Here is a 22277-nt window from a genome sequence, read left to right on the forward strand (position 1 = left end):
CCAAATTTGCCGCTAAAAGTTGCTTCTTAAAGAGAAGTCAGGAGTGCTTTTTAACCGCGAAGCACGTAAATTTTCAAAATAGGGAGATAAAATGAACGAGAAAAGACGAAATTTATTAAAAGGTGCGGCGCTGCTTGGCGCTATGCCTGTGGCTATGAAATTTAGCCCGTTTTCAGACCTAGTCGGACTAAGCGCAAGTGAGCTTGGCACGGGGCTCGTGAAAAATGGCGAGGTCGTCACCGCAGCTCACTGGGGCATGCTAAAAGTCACGGTCAAGGACGGCGTCATCGTAAAATCAGAGCCTTTACAAAAAACGAGCGAAATTTCAAATCCGCTGCAAAATTTCACCGCCGATATGGTCTATAAAAGCCGTATCAAATACCCGATGGTGCGAAAGAGCTACCTAGCTAACCCCGACAGCCCAAAACCAGAGCTACGAGGACGTGACGAGTGGGTCAGAGTGAGCTACGAGGATGCGATAAAGCTGGTCGCAAGAGAGCTAAAAAAGACACGCAAACAAAAGGGCAATCAAAGCGTATTTGCCGGTAGCTACGGCTGGAAGTCCAGCGGCAACGTGCATAACTCGCGAATTTTACTTCACCGCTTTATGAATCTAAGCGGCGGCTTCGTGGGCTCTCTTGGCGACTACTCCACGGGCGCTAGCCAGGTCATAATGCCCCACGTAGTCGGTAGTATCGAGGTCTATGAGCAGCAGACCAGCTGGCCTGTGGTGCTGGAAAACTCAAAAGTCGTCGTCATCTGGGGTGCAAACCCGATCTCCACGCTTCGTATCGCATGGACGAGCACCGACGAGCAAGGATTTAAGTATTTTGAAGAGCTTAAAAAATCAAACATCGAAGTCATCGTCATAGACCCGGTCAGGACGCAAACGGCGCAGTATTTTGACAAGGCTAGCTGGATCGCCCCGCGCCCAAATACCGACACGGCGATGATGCTAGGCATGTGCCACTATCTTTATACATCGGGCAAATACGATAAAAATTTCATCGAGACCTACACGAGCGGCTTTGATAAATTCGTGCCATATCTGCTGGGCGAAACGGACGGCACGCCTAAAAATTTGGAGTGGGCGAGTAAAATTTGCGACCTGCCAGCAAAGCTCATAAAGGAGCTTGCGGATAAATTTATGGATAATCGCACGATGCTGATGAGTGGCTGGGGCATGCAGCGCGCGCACCACGGCGAGCAAGCGCACTGGACGATGGTGACGCTAGCAGCCATGTTAGGGCAGATCGGGCTTCCTGGCGGGGGCTTTGGGCTTAGTTATCACTACTCAAACGGCGGCGCTCCGACGTGCAAAGGCGGTGTCATCGGCGGCATAAACAGCTCCAGCGTAGGGAATTTCGACGAGCAAGGAAATTTCATCGGCACGGCATTTGGCGAATTTGACAGCCACGGGCAGTTTATCGGTAAAGCCGCCAAAGGTGCGGCAGGCACGGGACAAAGCTGGCTACAAAAGGCAACAAAGTATGCCTTTCCTGTCGCTCGCATCGCGGATGCACTGCTAAATCCTGGCAAAGTGATAGACCATAATGGCAAAAAGATCACCTATCCTGACATCGACTTTATCTACTGGGTCGGCGGCAACCCGCTCGTGCATCATCAAGACATCAATACTCTCGTAAAAGCGTGGCGCAAACCGCGAACCATCGTCGTAAATGACCCGTATTGGACGCCGACAGCAAAGATGGCGGACATCGTTTTCCCGACAACGACGCAGTATGAACGAAACGACATCACGATGACGGGCGATTACTCGAATATGAATATCGTGCCGATGAAGCAAGTCGTGGCTAAATTTGCCGAAGCGAGGGATGATTATCAAATTTTCTCCGACCTTTGCAAGGCGTATGCAGACAAGCTGGTGCTCGCCTACACCGAGAACGGCAAAACGGAGTTTGACTGGATAAAGGAGTATTACGACGCGGCGTATGCGCAGGTGAGCTCTACGCCTGATCTGGTGACTGACATGAAGCCGTTTGAGGAATTTTGGGCGGAAAACAAGCCGGTAAATTTTGCCAGCACGCCAGAAAGCGACGCATGGGTGAGATTTGGCGAATTTAGAGAAGATCCGATCCTAAACGCTATCGGTACGCCATCAGGGCTGATTGAAATTTACTCCGAGACGATAGCGGCGATGAAATATGACGACTGCAAGGCACATCCGATGTGGTTTGAGCCGATCGAGTGGCTGGGCATGAAAAATAAACCGGCAGAGTTTCACATGCTAAGCCCTCATCCGACTGACCGCCTGCACTCGCAGCTAAGCAACACCGCTTTAAGGGATCGCTACGCCGTGGCAGATCGCGAGCCCGTGTGGATAAACACGAAAGATGCCAAGAAAAAGGGTATCAAAAATGGCGATCTCGTGCGTGTATATAACGCGCGCGGAGAGGTGCTGGCGGGCGCTGTGGTGAGCGATGATATAAAAGAGGGTGTCGTCAAGCTCGACGAGGGCGCGTGGTATGATCCTGACGCGAGCGGGCTTTGCAAAAACGGCTGCCCAAATGTCCTAACGATCGACATCCCGACCTCAAAGCTGGCAAACGGCAATATCTCTCACACGGCATTAGTAAATATCGAGAAATTTAAGGGTAAAGCTCCTGAGCTGACAGCTTTTAAAGATCCGAAATTTGCTTAAATTATGGGGCGGATCGCTCGGTCCGTCCTTTTTTAAATCTTAAAACCATAGCAAATCTTTATATTTAATAAAATTTAAATTTATTTTTATACGAGCACTTTTCAAGCACTATAATATTTTAAGATTTCAATATCTGCAATTACACAATCGTAAGGAGGAAAAATGAAATCAATGGCTTTTAAAGGCGCTTTGGCACTAATGATCTTTGCCTGTTTTTTATTTGGCAAAAATGAGGCTTATACCGATGTCGTAAAGTCACTTTACATAGATGAATCCTCGAGTAAGGTCATAGGTAGATTACTTCCCACTAATGCAGTAAGTATCGAATCTGTAAAAAATGACCGAGTAAAGCTCACTATCACAGGATATGTGAATCCAAGTGTAGCAAATGTGATTTACTTTAGCGATTCACAGCGCGTAATTGCCGCAGCTTTTTCAAAAACAGCAAATATCGAATTTAAAATTTTGCAAAAAGGAAAGAGTGGCAAATGGGATAAAGCGCAAGTTGTAGCTTATGCAAGTAAAGATAATTTTACTAATGAGCTAAAGCCTATGCTTGTAAAAGCGGAGCAAATTTATAATGAAAATTGTGGAATTTGCCATGTGCTTCCCGAGCCGTCGCACTCTAAAGCTAACCAATGGCCAGGTCTTTTACAATCCATGCTAAGCAGGACGGCGATCGAGAAAAATGACGAATGGCTTGTTATTCAGTATCTGCAAAAACATTCAGAAGATGTCAAACTAAAGGAGATCAAATGAATAGGCAAAGACGAAATATACTAAAGTATGGTGCGATCTTGGGAGCTATGCCCATCGCTAGTAAATTTAGTGCATTTTCAAATTTGATAGGTGCTCAGATGTCGGATATAGGCTCGGGCTTAGTTAGAAATGGGACCGTCTTGACCGCTACACATTGGGGAATGTTAAACGTTACAGTCAAAGATGGCATTATAGTAAAGTCCGAGCCATACCAAAAGGTAAGCGGAATTTATAATTCGCTTCAGTATTATACTGCAGATTCTGTTTATAAAACACGTATCAAGTATCCGATGGTACGAAAAAGCTATTTACAAAATCCAAATAGTCCAAAACCGGAGCTTCGCGGGCGCGATGAGTGGGTACGTGTTGAATACGAGGATGCGATAAAGCTAGTAGCTAGAGAGCTTAAAAAAACTAGAAAGGAACATGGAGACGAGAGTATATATGCAGGATCTCAAGGCTGGAAATCAAGTGGGAATTTTCATAGTTCTACTATTTTGTTGCATAGGTTTATGAATTTAACAGGTGGAGCTATCGTTACAATGGGAAACTATTCTACCGGAGCGGTAAGCTTTACGATGCCTCATGTAGTCGGTAGCATCGAGGTTTATGAACAACAGACCTCTTGGCCTGTCGTACTTGAAAATTCAAAAGTCGTGGTCATTTGGGGAGCAAATCCTATCTTAACATTAAAGATAGCTTGGACTACTACGGATGAACTTGGGTTTAAGTATTTTGAGGAGCTTAAAAGCAAAGATATAGAAGTGGTCGTGATAGATCCTATAAGGAGCGAAACAGTCAAATATTATGATAAATGTAAGCATATCGCCCCTCGTCCGAATACAGATGTAGCGATGATGCTCGGTATGGCCCATCATCTATATATCTCAGGAAAATATGATAAGGATTTCATAGAAACCTATACTTATGGTTTTGAGAAATTTTTACCGTATCTGCTGGGTAAAAGTGACGGCGTAGCTAAAACTCCAGAATGGGCGAGTAAAATTTGCCAGGTCAAACCCGAAGTGATAAGAGAGCTTGCGGATAAATTTATGGATAATCGCACGATGTTTATTTCTGGTTGGAGCATGCAAAGAGCGCATCACGGCGAGCAGCCTCACTGGATGCTAATAACTCTTGCTTCTATGATAGGTCAGATCGGACTACCTGGAGGAGGCTTTGGTCTTAGTTATCATTATGCAAACGGAGGAGTTCCTACGTGTAAAGGTGGTGTGATAACAGGTATAAGTAGAGGTAATATAGGAAATTTTGATGAAAATGGTAAATTTACGGGTACTCATAAATCTCCAGCTGTCCAAGCATGGATAGAAAAAACTAAAAAGTATAACTTTCCGGCTCCAAGGATAGCCGATGTTATGCTGCATCCTGGCAAAGTCATAGATCATAACGGCAAGAAAATAACATACCCTGATATCCAGTTTTTCTACTGGGCTGGCGGAAATCCTATGACTCACCACCAAGACCTAAATACTCTTACAAAGGCTATGCAAAAGCCCAGAACCGTAGTCGTAAATGAAATTTACTGGACGCCGACGGCAAAAATGGCTGACATTGTGTTTCCTATCACGACTTCTTTTGAGAGAAATGACATAGTCATGAGTGGCGAGTACTCAAATATGCACATAGTACCCATGAAGCAAGTCGTAGAAAAATTTGCAGAGGCAAAAGATGACTATCAGGTCTTTAGTGATCTTTGTAAAGCTTATGCTGACGGACTTTATGAGGTATATACTCAAAATGGTAAAACCGAGATGGATTGGATAAAAGAATTTTATGATGCCGCTTATGCTCAAGTCAAGGCCGTACCGGATCTATCCACCGACATGAAGCCTTTTGATGAATTTTGGGCGGAAAATAAGCCTGTTATTTTTGCTTCCACACCGGAGAGTGACACTTATGTAAGATACGGTAAATTTAGAGAAGATCCTATACTAAATGTACTTGGAACACCGTCTGGATTAATCGAAATTTACTCTGATGTCGTAGCTGGATTTGGCTATGATGACTGCTGGGGACATCCTGCATGGTTTGAGCCTGTTGAATGGCTAGGTATGAAAGATAAGCCGGCAGAATTTCATATGATCTCCTCTCATCCCGAGGATAGACTACATTCACAGCTTAATTATACGAGCTTGCGTGACCGTTATGCTATAAATAATAGAGAGCCTATCTGGATAAACAAAAACGTCGCAAAGCGCAAAGGTATAAAAGACGGTGATTTAGTAAGAGTCTTTAATAAACGAGGAGAGATAATAGCTGGAGCTATATTAACCGATGACTTTGGGGAAGATATAGTAAAGATAAACGAAGGCGCATGGTATGATCCAGATGAAAAAGGTTGCTGTAAGAACGGTTGTCCGAATGTCTTGACTATTGATATCCCATCTTCAAAACTAGCAAATGGAAATATCGCACACACGGCATTAGTAAATATCGAGAAATTTAAAGGCATTGCCCCTGAGCTAACGGCTTTTAAAGATCCGAAATTTGCTTAAATTATGGGGCGGATCGCTCGGTCCGTCCTTTTTGAAATTTCATAACAAGTGTAAAACCATCGTAAATTTGGCTTTCTGAAACTGAAACATAGATGTAAGACAAACTATAAATAAAATTTAAATTATTTTTAATATGAATTTAACTAAAATGCCGAAAATTTTACTCTTAAGGAACACGATGCTTAAAAAAGTTGCTAACAAAATAGCCCTTATAATCCTTGTTTTGCTGACGATTTCGTTTGCTATATTCGCTACGATAAGCTATGAAAATACGCAAAGCACCATACTGGAATTTTCAAAAACAGCCAAAGAGTCATCGACTCGCTCGGCGACGATTTTCATCAAAGAGTTTTTGGATACCAAGGTTTCGGCTGTTGAAAATTTCGCTAGATATATCGAGAGCAAGCCAGAGCTTATGCACGATAAAGAAAAGCTAAAAGGCGATCTTTTAGCCGCTGCAACAGCTGTAGATATGGCTGAATTTTACGTTGGCTTTGCGGATACAGGCGAAATTTATGATGCCATCATCAAAAAAGGACAGTTGCCAAATGTGGTAAATTTAACACCACAAAAAGATAACTTCGACGCTAGGACCAAGGGCTGGTATAAACAAGCCGTAGAAAAGGGCGGGCTCATCTTCACTCCGCCATACGTAGCTCAGTCAAGCGGCAAATGGAGTCTCACGATAACTACGCCGATAAAAATAAACGGACAGATAGTGGGCGTAGTCTCTGGCGATATGTATCTTGACGACATCAGTTCAAATATCGCGCAGATAAAAGAGTCTGCGACCAGTGCGATAAACATAACCGACATAGACTCAAAACTCTTGGTGTATCATCCAAATCAAGACTACATAATGGCAAAAGAGCCAAAACTGCAAGCTGCGATCGATACGTTTATAAAAGAGTATAAGCAAAACGGCGGTAAGGCGTATTTTTATGAGCTAGGAGATGACCAAAAGCTTGGTGCATGCGAAATTTACCCTACTGCAAACTGGCTCGTATGCTCCGGAAATTCACTAAATGACTACACGCCCGTGCTAAATAAAGTCCTTTTGAGCCAGTCGGTCCTATCAGTCATTTTCATCGTTTTGATCGTTGCAATCTTGATATTTGTAGTCAGCCGATTCCTTAAGCCGCTTGGCTTTATCTCAAATGCGCTTAACTTTTTCTTTAAATATCTAAATTTTGAGATAAAAGAGCCTGTAAAAGCCGATGTCACGACAAAAGATGAATTTGGCGTTATGGCCGAGCTCATCAACGAAAATATCGCTAAGATCGAATCTGCAAAGACCGCTGAAAATAACTTCATAAAAGAGGCAAATCGCTTTGTAGATAAGATAAAATCAGGTGACTTTATGGCAAGTCTTGATGCAAACACGCCAAACCCGGCGCTAAATCAATTAAAAGATACGTTTAAAGAGCTTCAAGTTGCCCTTAAAGAAAATATCGCCAAAAATAATGTCGAACTGCTAAAACTGCTTGAAAGCTTTAAAAATCAAGACTTTACAAAAAGGATCGACGACAATGGCACTCTAGCTGTGGGTATAAATTCTCTCGGCGAGCAAATTTCAAATATGCTCAAATCCAGCCTGGATCAAGCTCATAGTCTCGAAGAAAAAGCCCAAATCCTAGCCGACTCTATGAAAGAGCTCACAAACGGAGCAAATTCTCAAGCAAGCTCACTTCAAGAAAGTGCAGCAGCAGTAGAGCAGATGTCAAGCTCGATGAGTGCAATAAGCCAAAAAACACAAGATGTCATAAGACAATCTGAAGAGATAAAAAACATCATAGTGATCATTAGAGACATAGCAGATCAAACAAACCTTCTAGCACTAAATGCTGCAATAGAAGCAGCACGCGCAGGAGAGCACGGTAGAGGCTTTGCCGTTGTAGCAGACGAGGTGAGAAAACTAGCTGAAAGAACACAAAAATCACTTGGTGAGATAGAGGCTAATACAAATGTCTTAGCTCAAAGTATAAACGAGATGAGTGAATCTATAAGAGAGCAAGCAGAAGGCATAAATATGATAAATCAATCAGTTGCTCAAATAGATAACCTAACTCGTCAAAACGTGACTGTTGCAAACAGGACTAACGAAGTGACATCTGAAGTAGATGATATGGCTAAATCCATAGCTCAGGATGTAAGGAAGAAGAAATTTTAAATTTATAGGGGTGAGCGACTCGCTCTTATTTTGTAAATCTGGCTTGAGGGCTTTGTCTTCAAGCCAGATCTCCACGCTCTTTAACTTCTAAAATATATGATCTTTCACTCATAAAATTTAGCCAAGTTATATATATCAATTGATAAAATCAACTTTATTTTTATTACAGCTTTTATCGATATGCCCTAAAAATCGCAAGCTAAAGAGTAATATTTCATTATAATTTTTAAATAAATTAAAGATTACTTTAATATTATCGAGTTACAATAACGCCCAAATAATACGTAAATTTATAGTAAAGGAGCTTTTATGAGATCCATAACCAACAAAATAGCACTCATGCTATTGATTGCGTTGTTTATCGCGTTTGCAGCCATATCGGCTGCTAGTTACTACACGGCTGAGAGTAAAGTCGTTGATCTTGTTGTCCAAAATCAAGATCAAATTTTAAAAGATGTTAAGGCGGTCACGGATACCTTTTTTGAGGAGTATACCGATGCGTCAAAGAGGTTTGCAAAAAAGATAGAGAATACTCCTAACGACGAGCAAAGCCTTTTGGCCGAGATCAAATTTCAAAAGGGACAAACCAGTTATTTGGTAGGAGATCTTTATTTTGGTAGAGATAGTGACGGCTATTTTTTCCAATCAGACGGCACAAGTTTAAAGCCTGATGTCGATAACTTCGATCCTAGAAAGCGCTCTTGGTATATCGCTGCTAAAGAAAAGGGCGGCGCCATATACAGTGAGCCTTACATAGAGGCGGTCAATAAAAAGCTAGTCATGAGCTTTGCCGCACCGGTTTATAAAGACGGTAAATTTGCAGGAGTATCGGCTATCGATCTAAAGATAGAAGATCTTAGCAAGAAAATTCTTGATATGGGTAAAACTAAATATAGCTATGTTTATATCATGCATAAAAATGGTGTGGTTTTGATACATAGTAACCCTGAAATAATAGGCAAAGTTGTTGACTTTAGTAAAACGGTTTCAACAAAGTTTAAAGATGGTGATTTTGATGAAAATGGCTTGATTTCTTACGTAAATCCTCAAGGTAAGAACGTAATGGCTAGAACTTTACCGATAAATGATGAGGGCTGGTTGGTCGTAGCGGCAATGGGAACGGATACCTTTTCTAGCAATACTCTCCCCCTCCTAAAAACCCAAATAGCCCTTGCCGTTATCTTCATCATCGCTCTTTCGGTATTTGTCTATTTCTTACTCAAAAAATCACTAAGTCCTATAAAGACCATACAAGAAAAGCTAAACGAAGTGTTCGCCTTCATCACTCATGAAGCAAAAGCTCCCGAGAAACTAGAGATAAACACTAATGATGAATTTGCTCAAATGAGTGGCAGCATCAATCAAAATATAGATAAAGTGATAGCTGGCATCAAAAAAGACAGCACCATGATAGATGAGCTAAACAATGTAGCAAACATGATGATAAGAGGAAATTTAGGAGCTAAAATTTCATCTGATCCAAATAACCCTGCATTGATGGAGCTAAAAAACCTACTAAATACTTTCTTTGCTTCCATATCTGAAAACCTAAAGAGCATAGTAAGCGTATTAAGCTCATATACCAAAAACGACTTCACTGCTAAAGTAGAGCTCAAAGACGGTATAGAAAGCGATATCAAAGATATGATAATGGGCGTCAAGTCTATGGGTGAAGTAGTATGCGAGATGCTAAAAGGAAATTTAGCTGAAGCTCAGTCTCTTGAAGAAAAGGCAAATGTATTAGCTCAGTCTATGAAAGAGCTGACAGATGGAGCGAACATACAAGCAAATTCACTTCAAGAAAGTGCAGCTGCAGTAGAGCAGATGTCTAGCTCAATGAACGCCATAAGCCAAAAAGCTCAAGATGTCACAAGACAATCCGAAGAGATTAAAAACATCATAGTGATAATTAGAGACATAGCAGATCAAACAAATCTTCTAGCACTAAATGCCGCAATAGAAGCAGCCAGGGCGGGAGAGCATGGTAGAGGCTTTGCAGTAGTTGCCGATGAAGTAAGAAAACTAGCAGAGAGGACTCAAAAGAGCTTAGGAGAGATAGAAGCTAATGCAAATGTCTTGGCTCAAAGCATAAACGAGATGAGTGAATCTATAAGAGAGCAAGCAGAAGGCATAAATATGATAAATCAATCTGTTTCTCAAATAGATAACCTAACTCACAAGAACATACAAATCATAGGCAAGACAAACGAAGTGACATCTGAGGTAGATGATATGGCTAAGCTCATAGTCACTGATGTGAGGAAGAAGAAATTTTAAGGATTGCTCCTTACTCAAATGCTGATCGCATCCTCCATATTCTCGCAAGCAAATTGCAGGAAAAATGCGAACAGCGTTTGAGTAGTGTAACGAAGCAAAATTCCCTTAAAATTTTGCTTGTATCTGTGCCGAGTCGCTTCCAGAGTAAATTTGGCGTTTAAAATAGGCGCAAAATAAATGATAAGGCTATGAGATGCGTAAGAAGCTCAAATATAAAGCAAGCTGCCTAGCCTTATCATATTTGAGCCGCATTTTATGGCCAGTCTAAAGTCCGAGCTCATGCCCATAGAGCAGATCTGCGCTCCGTGCGCTCTTAAATTTTCAAAGATTTTATAGCTTAGCTCGAAGCTTTTTTGCACTTCGCGCTCGTCGTCGCTATGTGCGCCGATACTCATCACGCCTTTTAAATTTATATTTTTGCATTGCTCTTTGATACGCATATAAATTTCGCTTGCATTTTCGTAGCTTACGCCTTGTTTGCTATCTTCGTTTGCAGAGTTTATCTGTAAAAGCGTATCGAGCGTGAAATTTAGGCGTTTATTTACTTCGCTCGCTCGCTCGAAGCTATCGCAGCTTTGCCACAGGGCAGGGCGTAGCGAGAGAAGCTGGTTGATTTTGTTGTTTTGAAGCCTGCCTATCATATGCCATTTTATATCCGTAAATTCGCCAAGTTCGCTGCATTTTTTAGCCAGCTCTTGGACTCTGTTTTCGCCAAATACCCTCTGACCCTGCGCATAAAGCGCTTTGACCTCGGTGCTTGAGACATTTTTGCTTACGGCTACTAGCGTCACGTTTTCGTTTAAGGAGTTTATCTCGTCCATTAAATTTTGTAAATTTATCACTGTGCGCCTCCGCTTAGTCTTATTATGTCGTTGTATGTGGCTAGTAGCATCAGAGTAAATAGCAAAGCCCAGCCGCAATACGTCAAAGCGATGTAAATTTTCTCATTTACCTCACGGCGAAAGATGAGTTCGTAGAGGTTAAAAAGTATATGTCCGCCGTCAAGTGCCGGTATCGGAAAGAGATTTAAAACGCCTAAATTTACCGATATGAGCGCTACGATGACAAGAAGCACCGAGAGACTGATCTGTGCGGCTTTTGACGTCACATCGGCGATCTGAACGATACCGCCGACCTCTTTTAACGGCACCGAGCCGTTTATGAGCTTTTCAAAGCTGATGAAGATAAGCTTTGAGGCGTCGATCGTTTCGTTTAGCGCGTAGCTAAGCGAGCTAAGACCGGTGTGATAAACGCGCACCGTTTCGCCGTTTGGAGAGATACCAATCAGCGGTTTGGAGACGCTTTCTTTGAAAAGATTTCTGGTTTCGCCGATCTTTGGAGTGAGGTTTATGTCGATGATCTTACCGTTTCGCTCGACTTTGATGTTCGTTTTTTGCAGTTTTACTTGCTTGCTGATGTCGTCCCATTCGTGTATCACGACGTCATTTATTTTTAAAATTTTATCGTTTATGACAAGCCCCGCCTCTTTTGCGGCGGAATTTTCAGCTATATGCCCGATTATGGGAGCTAGCTTCTCTACTCCGATAAAGCCAAGCACCATGTAAAGCAAAAATGCCAAAATAAAGTTAAAAAATGGACCTGCCAGCAGTATGTATATCCTGCCGAGCGGCTTTAGCGTGTTGTAGCTATCTGCGTCGTAGTTTTTGGCTTTTGGATCGGTATCGTCCTGACCTTTTAGCTGCACGTATCCGCCAAGTGGTATGGCGCTGATGGCATACTCGGTCGCTCCGACTTTTTTTGTGTAAATTTTATCTCCAAAGCCGATACTAAAGGTATTTACAGCCACGCCTAGCGAACGAGCGGCCAGAAAATGCCCCAGCTCATGGAAAAATACCAAAAAGCTGATCGCAAAGACGGTTATCAAAAAATAAAACGAATAAGCCCAAAGCCCAAGCCCAAGTAAAGCCAGCGTAAAAATGAGAGCTTTCAAAATTTAGCCTTTTGCCTGCTTTTTGATGTAGGCGCGGATGTATTCAAGGCCTGAATATAGCGTCAAAAACGTCGCTATCCAAAGCAAAATTTCAGCTCCCCACCACTGCATTACTAGCCAGCCGATAGCTATCATTTGAAAGACCGTTTTTACCTTGCCGACCATCGAAGCGGCGACATTTAGCCCTTCGCTGGCGATCACTACGCGAAAGCCAGTGATGAAAAACTCCCTGATCAAAATGAGATAAACCGCCCAAGCGTTGGCGCGTCCCATCATCATAAGCCCCAAAAATGCCGCCAAGATAAGCATCTTATCAGCGAGCGGATCCAGGATCGCTCCGAGCTTCGTTTTTTGATCCCAAGTCCTAGCGATATAACCGTCAAAAAAGTCCGTAACGCTTGCGACGACAAAGACTAGTCCCGCAAAATAGTTTATCCAGCTGATATGCACACTCGGAAATTGACTCGGAGCGTTTATCAGCAGATAAAACATCAAAGGCGCTAGTAAAATTCTAAAAAAGGCTAGGGCGTTAGGTAAATTTAGGCTCATTTAAATGTCGTTCCACCGTCTATTATAAATGTATGTCCGGTCACCCAGCTCGCTTTTGACGAGCAAAGGAAAAGACATGCGCCTGCAAGGTCGGTAGGCTGTCCCATGCGATTTAGCGGGCTTAGCTCGGCTGTTTTGTCGCGCACCTCCTCGTAGTTTGTAAAGGCTCGTAGCGCATCAGTTTCGATCGGCCCGCCACTAACGACATTCACGCGGATATTTTTCTCGCCAAGCTCGGTCGCGGCGTATCTTGCCATCGCTTCGACCGCAGCCTTGGCAGTGCCGTGTCCGGCGTAGTTTTCTATATAGACTAAATTCCCCGTAGAGCTAAGGCTGATGATGCTTCCGCCGCCCGTTTTTTCCATACGTTTGGTGGCCTCCTGAGCGCCCACGACAAAGGCATTCACGGTCGCGGTAAAGATATTGTTGATGCCTCTAGGTTTTAGCTTCATAAATTTGGTGTATCCACCGGCGACCGCACGTCCTGAAATGATAGCGTTTGAGATGAAAAAATCGACGCGGTCAAAGTCCTCGTCGATCTTTAAAAAAAGCTCCTTGTAAGTCTCCGGCTCAAGGATATTTAGTGCGTAGGCGCGGGCTTTTATCTTAAATTTAGCCTCGAGCTCCTTAGCTTCGTTTTTTGCCAGTTCTTCGTTCGAGTTGTAGGTGAAAGCGATGTTTGCGCCGGCATTTGCAAATTCCTCCACGATGGCTCGTCCGATGCCACGTGTGCCGCCACTTATGACTAGCGTTTTTCCCAAAAATTCGTTTTTATCCATCAAAATCCCTTTATTTCGTAGTTTTTCATAGTTTGCTCTATCTTTTTGAAATTTTCGCTACTAGGCTCGCAAAGCGGTAAGCGATATTCTAAATTTCCGATCAGACCGGCTATATACATCGCCGCTTTTATCGGGATCGGATTGCTCTCGCAAAATAAAATTTTATTGATATTATAAAGCTTATCGTTTATCGCTTTTGCTTTTGTGTATTCCTCATCAAGCGCTAGATGAGTGAGCTCGCAGATGTAATCAGGCAGTAAATTTGCGGTGACCGAGATGACGCCCTTGCCGCCGTTTGAGAGGATGGGGTAGTTTATCGCGTCTTCACCGCTGATGACTACTAAATTCGGCTCGTGTGCGAGCAGATCGACACATCTGTCGATGCTTCCGGTGGCTTCTTTTATACCAAAGATATTTTTACACTCTTTAAATAGCCTAAAAACGGTGCTTGGCAAGATATCCACGCCCACGCGACCCGGGACGTTGTATAAAAGCACAGGTATATCGATACTTTCGGCGATCGCTTTGTAGTGCTGATAAAGTCCTTCTTGGGTAGGCTTATTGTAGTATGGTGCAACCGATAAAATTCCGTCCGCTCCGTGACTTTGGGCGAATTTTGCAAAGTCTATGGCTTCATGCGTAGCGTTACTTCCGGCGCCTGCGAGCACCTTTACGTTTGTGTCTTTGCAGGCATTTACTGCTATTTCTATGCAAATTTTATGTTCATTATGTGTCAATGTCGCACTTTCGCCGGTTGTGCCTACGGGCACGACCACATCTATGCCGTTTTTTATCTGTCTTTTTATCAGTTTTTCAAACGTTTCTTCGTCCAGCTTGCCGTTTTTAAAAGGCGTAATGAGCGCTGTCATCGCGCCTTGAAGTATATTTTTCATCTCTACTCCTTTCTTAAGATCACCGTGGTGGAATTTTTAGCTTCGAAGTATTTTTTAGCCGTATTTTGTATGAGCTTTGCGCTGATGTTATCGATATTTTTTTCAAATTCATAAAGCGGCTCGATGCTTCCTCTGGCAAGGTAGCTACCATATAAATTCGCAACTCTGGTAGCGCTACTAAAAGAGTAGATGAAGTCGCTTTTGATCAGATTTTTGACCTTTAAGACGTCGTCTTTATGGATGCTTTTTCGTTTTAGATCGTCGATTATCTTTAAAATTTCAGTTTCGACTTTTTCCGCTTCGACGCCTGGGTTGCAAACGGCTAGGAAAATGAATAAATTTTCATCGATGCTTGGCATGTTGTAGGCGTAAATTTGATTTACAAGCTGCATCTCGTCTATCAAAACCCGCTGCAATACCGAGCTCTTGCCGCTGCTTAAATACTCGCTAAGAGCGTTTAGTCCTATTTGATCGCTGTGATCAAACGGCGGGATCTTGTAGGCTATCGCGATCATTTGCGTTTGGCTCTCTTTATGCACTATCACGCGTTTGGCGCCGTCTTGTGTGGGCTCTGCGCAGTGAAGTTTTGGCAGATCGCGAGTGTTTTTTATATGCTCGAATTTCGCCTTTGCAAGCTGCAAGGCCTCTTTTTTGCCTATATCACCGCTGATCATCAAGATCGCGTTTTTTGGCTGATAGTATGTCGCGTGAAATTCTCTGATATCCTCGATGCTCCAGTTTTCGATATCTTTTATGAAACCTATCGGCGTCCAGTGGTAAGGATGATAGATGAAAGCGTGGTTGAAGAGGCGAAAATACAAATATCCCATCGGGTTATTGTCTGTCCTCCATCTGCGCTCCTCGTGTACGACCTCGCGCTCAGGCTGAAATTCTTTATCTTTGAGGCTTAAATTCTGCATTATCTCCGCGTAAAGCTTGAGCGATTTTTCTAAATTTTGGCTAGATGACTTGATGAAGTAGTGAGTGTAGTCAAAGCCCGTACTCGCGTTATCCATACCGCCAAAGCCCTTTACGATGCGGTCAAATTCACCCGCTTTTAAATTTTTAGTGGATTTGAAATTTAGATGCTCCAGCATGTGCGCTATGCCGCTTTTACCCATCGTTTCGTTACGTGAGCCGACCTTGTAAAAGATATCGGTGCTTATAACCTTTGAGCCTAGATTGACCGGTATGTGGTAGATCTCCAGCCCGTTTTTTAGCTTTAGTTTATTAAATTTTATCAATTTTTCGCCTTTACTTTTTGATATCAGCACCGATGGCTTGGCTTATGTTGCTAAAGCCGTCGCGCTCCATGAGATTTAAAATTTCAGCATTTATATCGTGGCAAATTTTTGGTCCTTTGTAGATGAACGAGGTGAAAATTTGCACTAGATTCGCGCCCATTTTAATACGCTCATATGCCTCCTGGCCACTATCTATGCCGCCACAAGCTATCAAGATCGTCTTGCCAAAAAGCTCATGCGCGACTGCTTTAAATATCTCTTTTGATCTTTGAGCGATGACCTTGCCGCTTAACCCGCCAAAATCCTTTAAATTCGTAGAATTTGAAAGCGAATAATCAACGCTCGTGTTTGAGATGATGATACCGCTAGAGCCACTTTCTACGGCGCATTTGCAGATATCTACCGCTTTTTCGTGAGCTAGATCGGGTGAAATTTTAAAGATGATAGGCTTTTTCGTGAGCGGTTTTATGCGAGAGAATAGCTCTTTTATGAAGCTTTCTTCTTGTAGATCGCGCAGGTTTGGGGTGTTTGGCGAGGAGACGTTTATGACGAAGCTATCGCAGATCTCGCTAAATTCTCGCACCAAAATTTCATAATCATCGATCGCGTTTTCATTTGGTGTGATCTTGTTTTTGCCGATATTTGCCCAAAGTGGTAAGACGAAAGGATAGCTTTTTTTCACTCTTTGCTTGATAGCCTCGCAGCCTTCGTTGTTAAAGCCCATTGCATTTTGGATACTTTGCTCGTCGATGAGTCTAAAAAGGCGCGGTTTGTCGTTGCCGGCTTGCGGCTTTGGCGTGAATGTGCCAAATTCCAAATATCCAAATCCAAGCGCGCAAAGAGCGGGCAGCATGGTGGCGTTTTTATCAAATCCACCGCCGATGCCAACGGGGTTGTTGTAGATAGAGCCTAGTAAATTTTGCTGAAGCCTCGCATCGTTTATCACGCATTTGCTGGCGACGAGGCTTAGGCTGCCGGGGAAAATTTTATTAGACCAGATCATTGCGAGTTCGGCTATTTTGTGTGCTGTTTCGGGATCGAATTTGAAGAAAATAGACTTTAAAGTATCGTAATCAACGCTCATTTTGCCTTCTTTTAAATGTCTGAATTTTTGCCAATTTTATCAAAAATCGCCTTAAACCAAGGCTTTGCCTTTAAGCTTTGCATAAATTTCACATTCGTTTTCAAGCTCGCTGTCTTTACCAAAGCCTACTATCCTGCCGCCGTCTAAAACCGCGATCTTGTCGGCATTTTGGACGGTGCTTAGGCGGTGAGCTATGACGAAGATTATCTTTTCGTGATGAAGATTGTTTATCGCGTTTGTTATCTCTTTTTCGCTCTCGTTATCAAGTGCGCTGGTAGCTTCGTCAAATATCAAAATTTGCGGGTTCGAGTAAAGTGCGCGCGCGATGGCTATGCGCTGACGCTGACCGCCGGAGAGGTTCGTGCCAAATTCATTCAGCACCGCGTTTATCCCGTTTTCAAGCGCACTTACGAAGTCATAAGCATTGGCTAGCTTTAGGGCTTTGATGACCGCTTCTTCGCTAAATTCTCTGCCGTAAGCGACATTTTTAGCGACCGTGTCGTTAAAGATGTATACGCGCTGCGTCACCAGCCCGATATTTTGGCGCAGAGAGTGAATTTTTATATCTTTTAAATCGGTATCGTTTATCAAAATTTTGCCGCCGCTTGTATCGTAAAATCTCATCAATAAATTCATAAGCGAGGTCTTGCCTCCGCCGCTTGAGCCTACAAGAGCGATGAGCTCGGACTTTTTAGCCTCGAAATTTACGCCTTTTAGCACCTCTTTTTCGTCGTAGCTTAGCCTCACGTCTTCAAATTTTATCAAGCTTATGTCGTTTGAAATTTCCTTTTGGCCGTCTTTTATTTCAGGTACGGCGTCTATGAGCTCAAACGTCCTCTCGCTCGCAGCCGCCACATCTTGCATTTTGTTGTAGATATTGACTATGCGTTTTAGCGGCGTATAGATCATGAAAAGTGCCGCGATAAACGAGAAAAACTCGCCTACGTCCATGTATCCGTCGATCACGTCGCTACCGCCGATGATGATGACTGCTGCGACGCCGATAGAGCCTATCGTCTCCATAAGCGGACTGACCAGCTGTTCGACCTTGGTGCTTTTTAAATTCAGCTTGAAAAATTTATTGTTTTCGTCGGTAAAGCGCTCATGCTCGTAATTTTGGGCGTTATTTGCCTTGATGATCTCGATATTTGTGAAAATTTCACTTAGCGCCGAGGTGATGTCCGAGGTCTTTTCTTGCGATGCGGTGGAGATCTTTTTCATCTTTTTGGCTAGTCGCGAGATCGGATAAAGCGCGGCAGGTAGGACGATGATAGCGAAAAATGCAAGTTTGGGGCTTTGATAGATGACAACACCAAGAAGTCCCACGATGGTAAGCGACTCGCGGATAAATTCCGGTACCATGGTGGATACTATCGCGCGGATACGATCGATATCGTTTGTCGTGCGGCTTATCAGCTCGCCGGTGCGGTAGGTGTTGAAAAATTTCATATCAAGGCCGAGTAAATTTTGGAGCATCTTTTCGCGAAAGCGGCGGATTACATCCTGACCGATGTAGGCGGTATAGTAGGCTTGTAAAAATGTGCCTAAATTCTTAGCGACATAGACTATCACGATGCCAAGGGGCAGCAGATAAAGCCATGTTTTTTCTTTTTCGATGAAAATTTCATTTAGCACGGGCTTTACCATATATGCAGTCGCCGCCGTGCCTCCGCTAGCTAGCAACATCCCCACGAATGCGATCACGAAATAGGGGATGTAGTCCCGAAAATACGGGGCGAAACGCCTCAAAATATCTCTTAGTTTCAGCTCTTTTTTACTCATTCGTATCCCAAATTTTAAATTTTCTCCCACATCGTGCCTTGGGCGGTGTCCATTATGGCGATATCCATCGCATTGAGTTTTTCCCTTATCTCATCGGCCTTGCTGAAATTTCTCTCTTTTTTAGCCTGCGCTCGCTCATCTAAAAGAGCCTTGATCTTAGCCTTTTCATCGTCGCTGACGCCAAACTGAAAATACTCGAAGCCATCCATCGCACCCACACCAAAAACGCGCGTGATAAATTCTAAATTTGCCGCTATCTGCGCCTTTAGAGCCTTATTTTTGGGGTCCAGATCCAGTCCGTCGTTTGCGCTTTTTACAAACTCATCTACGCTGGCAAGCGCCTTTGATGTATTTAGATCATCGCTCAAGGCTTCAAGCACGCTTGCTTTGAAATTTGGCTCACAGGTGCCGGCACTAATGCCAAGTACACGCTTTTTGAGGCGATAAATTTTATCCAGACGCTTCTTTGCGGCAAAGAGATCTTCTTGCGAGTAGTTAAAATGCGCTCTATAATGAGATGCGATCAGATAAAATCTCAAAGCCTCGCCCGGGACGCTTTTAAGCGCGTCTTTGACAAAAAAGCTGTTGCCAAGGCTTTTACTCATTTTTTCGTTATTTACCTTTATGAAGCCGTTGTGCATCCAGTATTTGGCGAGCTTTTTATGCTCGGCACATCTGCATTGAGCCGCTTCGTTTTCGTGGTGAGGAAAGAGTAGGTCGATGCCGCCTGCGTGTATGTCTATCTCGTATTCGCCGTCGTTTGAGAGGTATTGTTTTATCATCGCTACGCACTCGCTGTGCCAGCCGGGTCTGCCTCTGCCAAACGGGCTTTCGTACCATTTGTCGTCAAATTTCCAAAGTACGAAGTCCTTTTCGTCGCGCTTTTCATCATTACTTTGCACGCGCGCGATGAGATCGGTGTTATTATCCTTGCCGCTTAGGCTAAAATACTGCGCGTCCTTGCCGGTATCAAAGTAGATCCCGTCTTTTAGCTCGTATGCCACGCCTTTATCAATGAGCTTTTGGATGTAGTTTATTATCGCCTCAAGGCACTGCGTAGCCTTTGGCTTGATGTCTGGTTGCATGACGTTTAGCGCGCTCATGTCAGCCTCGTAGCTTGCGATGTAGCGCTGCGTGATCTCCTCTAGGCTTTTGCCCGTCTCACTCATCTTTTTTAAAATTTTATCGTCGATGTCGGTGTAGTTTCGCACGAATTTCACTTCGTAGCCAAGCTCTATCAAGACGCGTCTTAGCAGATCAAAGCTCACGGCTGATTTGGCATGTCCTAAATGCGCGTCGTCATATACGGTCGGGCCGCACAGATAGATACTCGCCTTGCCGCTTTTTATAGGCTCGAAAGCCATCTTTTGTTTTTTGACGCTATCAAAGATTTGCATTAAAAATTTCCTTTAAATATACTAGCAAAGCGCCAAAAAGCGCCAATGCAAAAAATATCATCGCTAAAATTTTAGGCTCAATTATACCTAAAAATTTCCTCCAGCCAAACGCTCGGATATATAAAACAAGCTGCAGAAAGCCGCCCAGCGAGCTAGCTAGAGCAAGACCTGCCGCACCAAATGGCCGCATCAAAATGACCGCTAATATCAAATTTACGATTAAACAGATCACTGAAATTTTGGCTGCCAGCTTTTGCTGCATCCTAGCATACAGCCAAAGTGAAAAAATTTTAGCCAGACCAAATGGCGTGAGGCCGATGAGATAGGCGCTTAGCACATTTGCGCATTGGATAGTGTCGCTCCTGCTAAAATTTCCTCTTTCAAACAAAAGCCAGATGATGAAATGAGACAGCACGATGCCGCAAATGCTCGCAAACATCAGTGCCGTAAGCAGCAGATAAAAGCTCTTTTTTGTCCAAAAAAGCGCATTTTGCTCATCGCCCAGCTTTAAAAGCTTTGTGATCTTTGGAAATAGCGCCTGAGAGAGCGCGATAGCAAAAATGGCAAGCGGTAGCTGGAAAATGCGGTTTGCGTAAAACAAATAGCTGATGCTCCCGCTAGCTAGAAAGCTCGCCAGCCACGTATCCATGAAAGCGCTGATCTGCATCGCCGACGAGCCCAAAAGTCCGTGATAGAAGTTGCCAAAAAAGCCTTTCGCACTCGTGCGTTTGCCTTTTATGAAACCTTTGATGCCGCCCCAGAAAATTTTATCTATCCCGTTAAATTTCATCGCGATGATGTGAGCAAGCACCTGCAAGAGCCCCCCTGCCACGACGCCAAAGCTAAGATAAAAGGCGACCGTTCTTTCGTCCTTGCCGCGAGCTAGGAGCAAAGCGGCGATCATGGCTAAATTTAAAAGCGCAGTCGAAAACGCCGTAGTCGCGAAATGCCCGCGATACTGCAAAAGCGAGCCCATGAACGTGACGCAATAAACCAGCGCCAAATAGTAAAAATTTATCCTCACTAAAGGCGCTGCCTGCGCGATATTTTCGTCACTTAGACCGCTTGCGATGATTTTTACGAATTCGCTTGTGAAAAGATTGACCGCGAGGGTCAAAACGCCGATGAAAAGCAGGAATTTTAAGAAAATTTCGGCGCTGAATACGGCTTTTTTATTCGTCTTGGCAAAATTTGGCAAAAAGGCCTGCGTGAAAGCGCCTTCGCCAAATATCCTGCGAAAGAGATTTGGGATCTTAAAAGCGATGAAAAATATGTCGCTAAATATCCCCGCTCCTAGTATCGAGGCGGTCAAAAGATCGCGTAAAAGCCCTAAAACACGCGAGGTCATGATACCGACCGAGTTTGAGAAAAAGCCTTTTATAAACATTAAACCTACCTAAATTTAAAACACGACATCTTAACAAAAAAAGCTTTAAATCCTCATTCATCACCCACCAAAATATACCCGCTCTCGCTGATGTTTTTAAATTTCACGCCAAGCTCGCGTTTTAGGCGCAGGATCACGTTTTGTATCGCACCCTTGCTCGCACGCTCGCCCTCATAGACGAATTCCTCGATCATCTCGTAGGTGACGAGCTTGTTTAGGTTGTAGGCAAATAGCCAGAAAATTTTATTTTGCAAAAACGACAGATAGACCTCCTCGCCGTTTTTATAGATTTTTTCTTTCGTCAAATTTACGCTCACCGCCTCGCTTAGCCGCACCAGCCGCTCGTCCTTTTCATACGTGAGCGTGACTAGCATCGCGCGCAGGTCTTTGATGTCGATGGGCTTTTTAGAAACAGCGTCGCGCCTTGTTCGAGGCTTTTTATTAGATTTGTGTCCGTGTCGTAGGATGTAAAGACGATAAATTTTTGCTGCGGTTTTAGCCGCGCGATCTCTTTCATCATCTCAAAGCCGTTCATCACGGGCATGTGGATGTCCGTTAGCACCACGTCCGCACCAGTCCTCTTAAACCGCTCCACCCCTGCCAGTCCGTCCGCCACACCGACCACCTCGCCGCAGTAGGGCTTCAAGCCGCCTACAATGAGCCCGCGCGCCATCTCGTCGTCCTCGGCGACTAAAACCGAAATCTTTTTAAGCGTTTCATAAGCGTCCATTTTTGTCCTTTAAATTTTTATTTTTGGTGCGGCGCTTGACTGTTCTATCCGCGAAGTCAAAGTAGCGAAGCGGCAAAATTGCCATCCGATTTTCAGG

General features: G+C 43.7%; 14 protein-coding genes and 3 pseudogenes. 6 read left to right on the forward strand and 11 right to left on the reverse strand.

Annotated elements, in window-relative coordinates; genetic code table 11:
• Positions 1-91: 91 nt before the first annotated feature.
• The 6 genes and pseudogenes from CCVT_RS04495 to CCVT_RS04515 all read left to right on the forward strand — a co-directional run bounded on the left by CCVT_RS04495 (position 92) and on the right by CCVT_RS04515 (position 10384).
• On the forward strand, positions 92-2662 hold the full coding sequence (locus tag CCVT_RS04495; RefSeq protein ID WP_018135906.1) for a molybdopterin-dependent oxidoreductase: 2571 nt from the start codon (positions 92-94) through the stop codon (positions 2660-2662).
• Positions 2663-2824: 162 nt separating this feature from the next.
• Entirely contained in the window at positions 2825-3421 is a 597-nt protein-coding gene (locus tag CCVT_RS04500) for a cytochrome c (protein WP_009649916.1), read from the forward strand.
• Positions 3418-5937 carry a molybdopterin guanine dinucleotide-containing S/N-oxide reductase gene (locus CCVT_RS04505; RefSeq protein WP_009649906.1) on the forward strand — a complete coding sequence of 840 codons (2520 nt, stop codon included), beginning with the start codon at positions 3418-3420 and terminating at the stop codon, positions 5935-5937. The genes CCVT_RS04500 and CCVT_RS04505 overlap by 4 nt, the downstream gene beginning before the upstream one ends.
• Positions 5938-6409: 472 nt before the next feature.
• A pseudogene (locus CCVT_RS10110) lies at positions 6410-6934 on the forward strand (PDC sensor domain-containing protein); the annotation flags it as partial.
• Positions 6935-7705: 771 nt separating this feature from the next.
• A pseudogene (locus CCVT_RS10115) lies at positions 7706-8107 on the forward strand (methyl-accepting chemotaxis protein); the annotation flags it as partial.
• Between the two features lie 309 nt (positions 8108-8416).
• Positions 8417-10384: a methyl-accepting chemotaxis protein gene (locus tag CCVT_RS04515; RefSeq protein WP_176308866.1), complete on the forward strand. Its 1968-nt coding sequence runs from the start codon at positions 8417-8419 to the stop codon at positions 10382-10384.
• Between the two features lie 206 nt (positions 10385-10590).
• Here CCVT_RS04515 and CCVT_RS04520 read toward each other — a convergent pair whose 3' ends face one another.
• The 11 genes and pseudogenes from CCVT_RS04520 to CCVT_RS04570 all read right to left on the reverse strand — a co-directional run bounded on the left by CCVT_RS04520 (position 10591) and on the right by CCVT_RS04570 (position 22180).
• Complete coding sequence (locus CCVT_RS04520) at positions 10591-11226, reverse strand: YggS family pyridoxal phosphate-dependent enzyme (RefSeq protein WP_011992248.1); 636 nt, start codon at positions 11224-11226, stop codon at positions 10591-10593.
• Positions 11223-12335 (reverse strand): RIP metalloprotease RseP, encoded by a 1113-nt coding sequence (gene rseP / locus CCVT_RS04525; protein WP_011992249.1) that lies wholly within the window; start codon positions 12333-12335, stop codon positions 11223-11225. Before rseP ends, CCVT_RS04520 begins: the two co-directional genes overlap by 4 nt.
• Positions 12336-12338: 3 nt before the next feature.
• Entirely contained in the window at positions 12339-12884 is a 546-nt protein-coding gene (pgsA, locus tag CCVT_RS04530) for a CDP-diacylglycerol--glycerol-3-phosphate 3-phosphatidyltransferase (RefSeq protein WP_009650764.1), read from the reverse strand.
• Positions 12881-13663 (reverse strand): enoyl-ACP reductase, encoded by a 783-nt coding sequence (locus CCVT_RS04535; protein WP_018136240.1) that lies wholly within the window; start codon positions 13661-13663, stop codon positions 12881-12883. Before CCVT_RS04535 ends, pgsA begins: the two co-directional genes overlap by 4 nt.
• On the reverse strand, positions 13663-14556 hold the full coding sequence (dapA, locus tag CCVT_RS04540) for a 4-hydroxy-tetrahydrodipicolinate synthase (RefSeq protein ID WP_011992250.1): 894 nt from the start codon (positions 14554-14556) through the stop codon (positions 13663-13665). The genes CCVT_RS04535 and dapA overlap by 1 nt, the downstream gene beginning before the upstream one ends.
• A gap of 2 nt (positions 14557-14558) precedes the next feature.
• Positions 14559-15800 (reverse strand): M16 family metallopeptidase, encoded by a 1242-nt coding sequence (locus CCVT_RS04545; RefSeq protein WP_018136241.1) that lies wholly within the window; start codon positions 15798-15800, stop codon positions 14559-14561.
• A gap of 10 nt (positions 15801-15810) precedes the next feature.
• On the reverse strand, positions 15811-16884 hold the full coding sequence (locus tag CCVT_RS04550; protein WP_018136242.1) for a quinone-dependent dihydroorotate dehydrogenase: 1074 nt from the start codon (positions 16882-16884) through the stop codon (positions 15811-15813).
• A 51-nt stretch (positions 16885-16935) separates the two neighbouring features.
• A complete protein-coding gene (locus tag CCVT_RS04555; RefSeq protein WP_026175434.1) occupies positions 16936-18666 on the reverse strand; it encodes an ABC transporter ATP-binding protein in 1731 nt (576 codons plus the stop codon).
• A gap of 14 nt (positions 18667-18680) precedes the next feature.
• Positions 18681-20063 carry a cysteine--tRNA ligase gene (gene cysS, locus CCVT_RS04560; protein WP_018136244.1) on the reverse strand — a complete coding sequence of 461 codons (1383 nt, stop codon included), beginning with the start codon at positions 20061-20063 and terminating at the stop codon, positions 18681-18683.
• Complete coding sequence (murJ, locus tag CCVT_RS04565; protein WP_018136245.1) at positions 20050-21450, reverse strand: murein biosynthesis integral membrane protein MurJ; 1401 nt, start codon at positions 21448-21450, stop codon at positions 20050-20052. Before murJ ends, cysS begins: the two co-directional genes overlap by 14 nt.
• 53 nt (positions 21451-21503) lie before the next feature.
• Positions 21504-22180 (reverse strand): annotated as a pseudogene (locus CCVT_RS04570) (response regulator transcription factor).
• Positions 22181-22277: the final 97 nt, after the last annotated feature.

It is taken from the genome of Campylobacter curvus, from assembly GCF_013372125.1.
GTDB lineage: Bacteria > Campylobacterota > Campylobacteria > Campylobacterales > Campylobacteraceae > Campylobacter_A > Campylobacter_A curvus.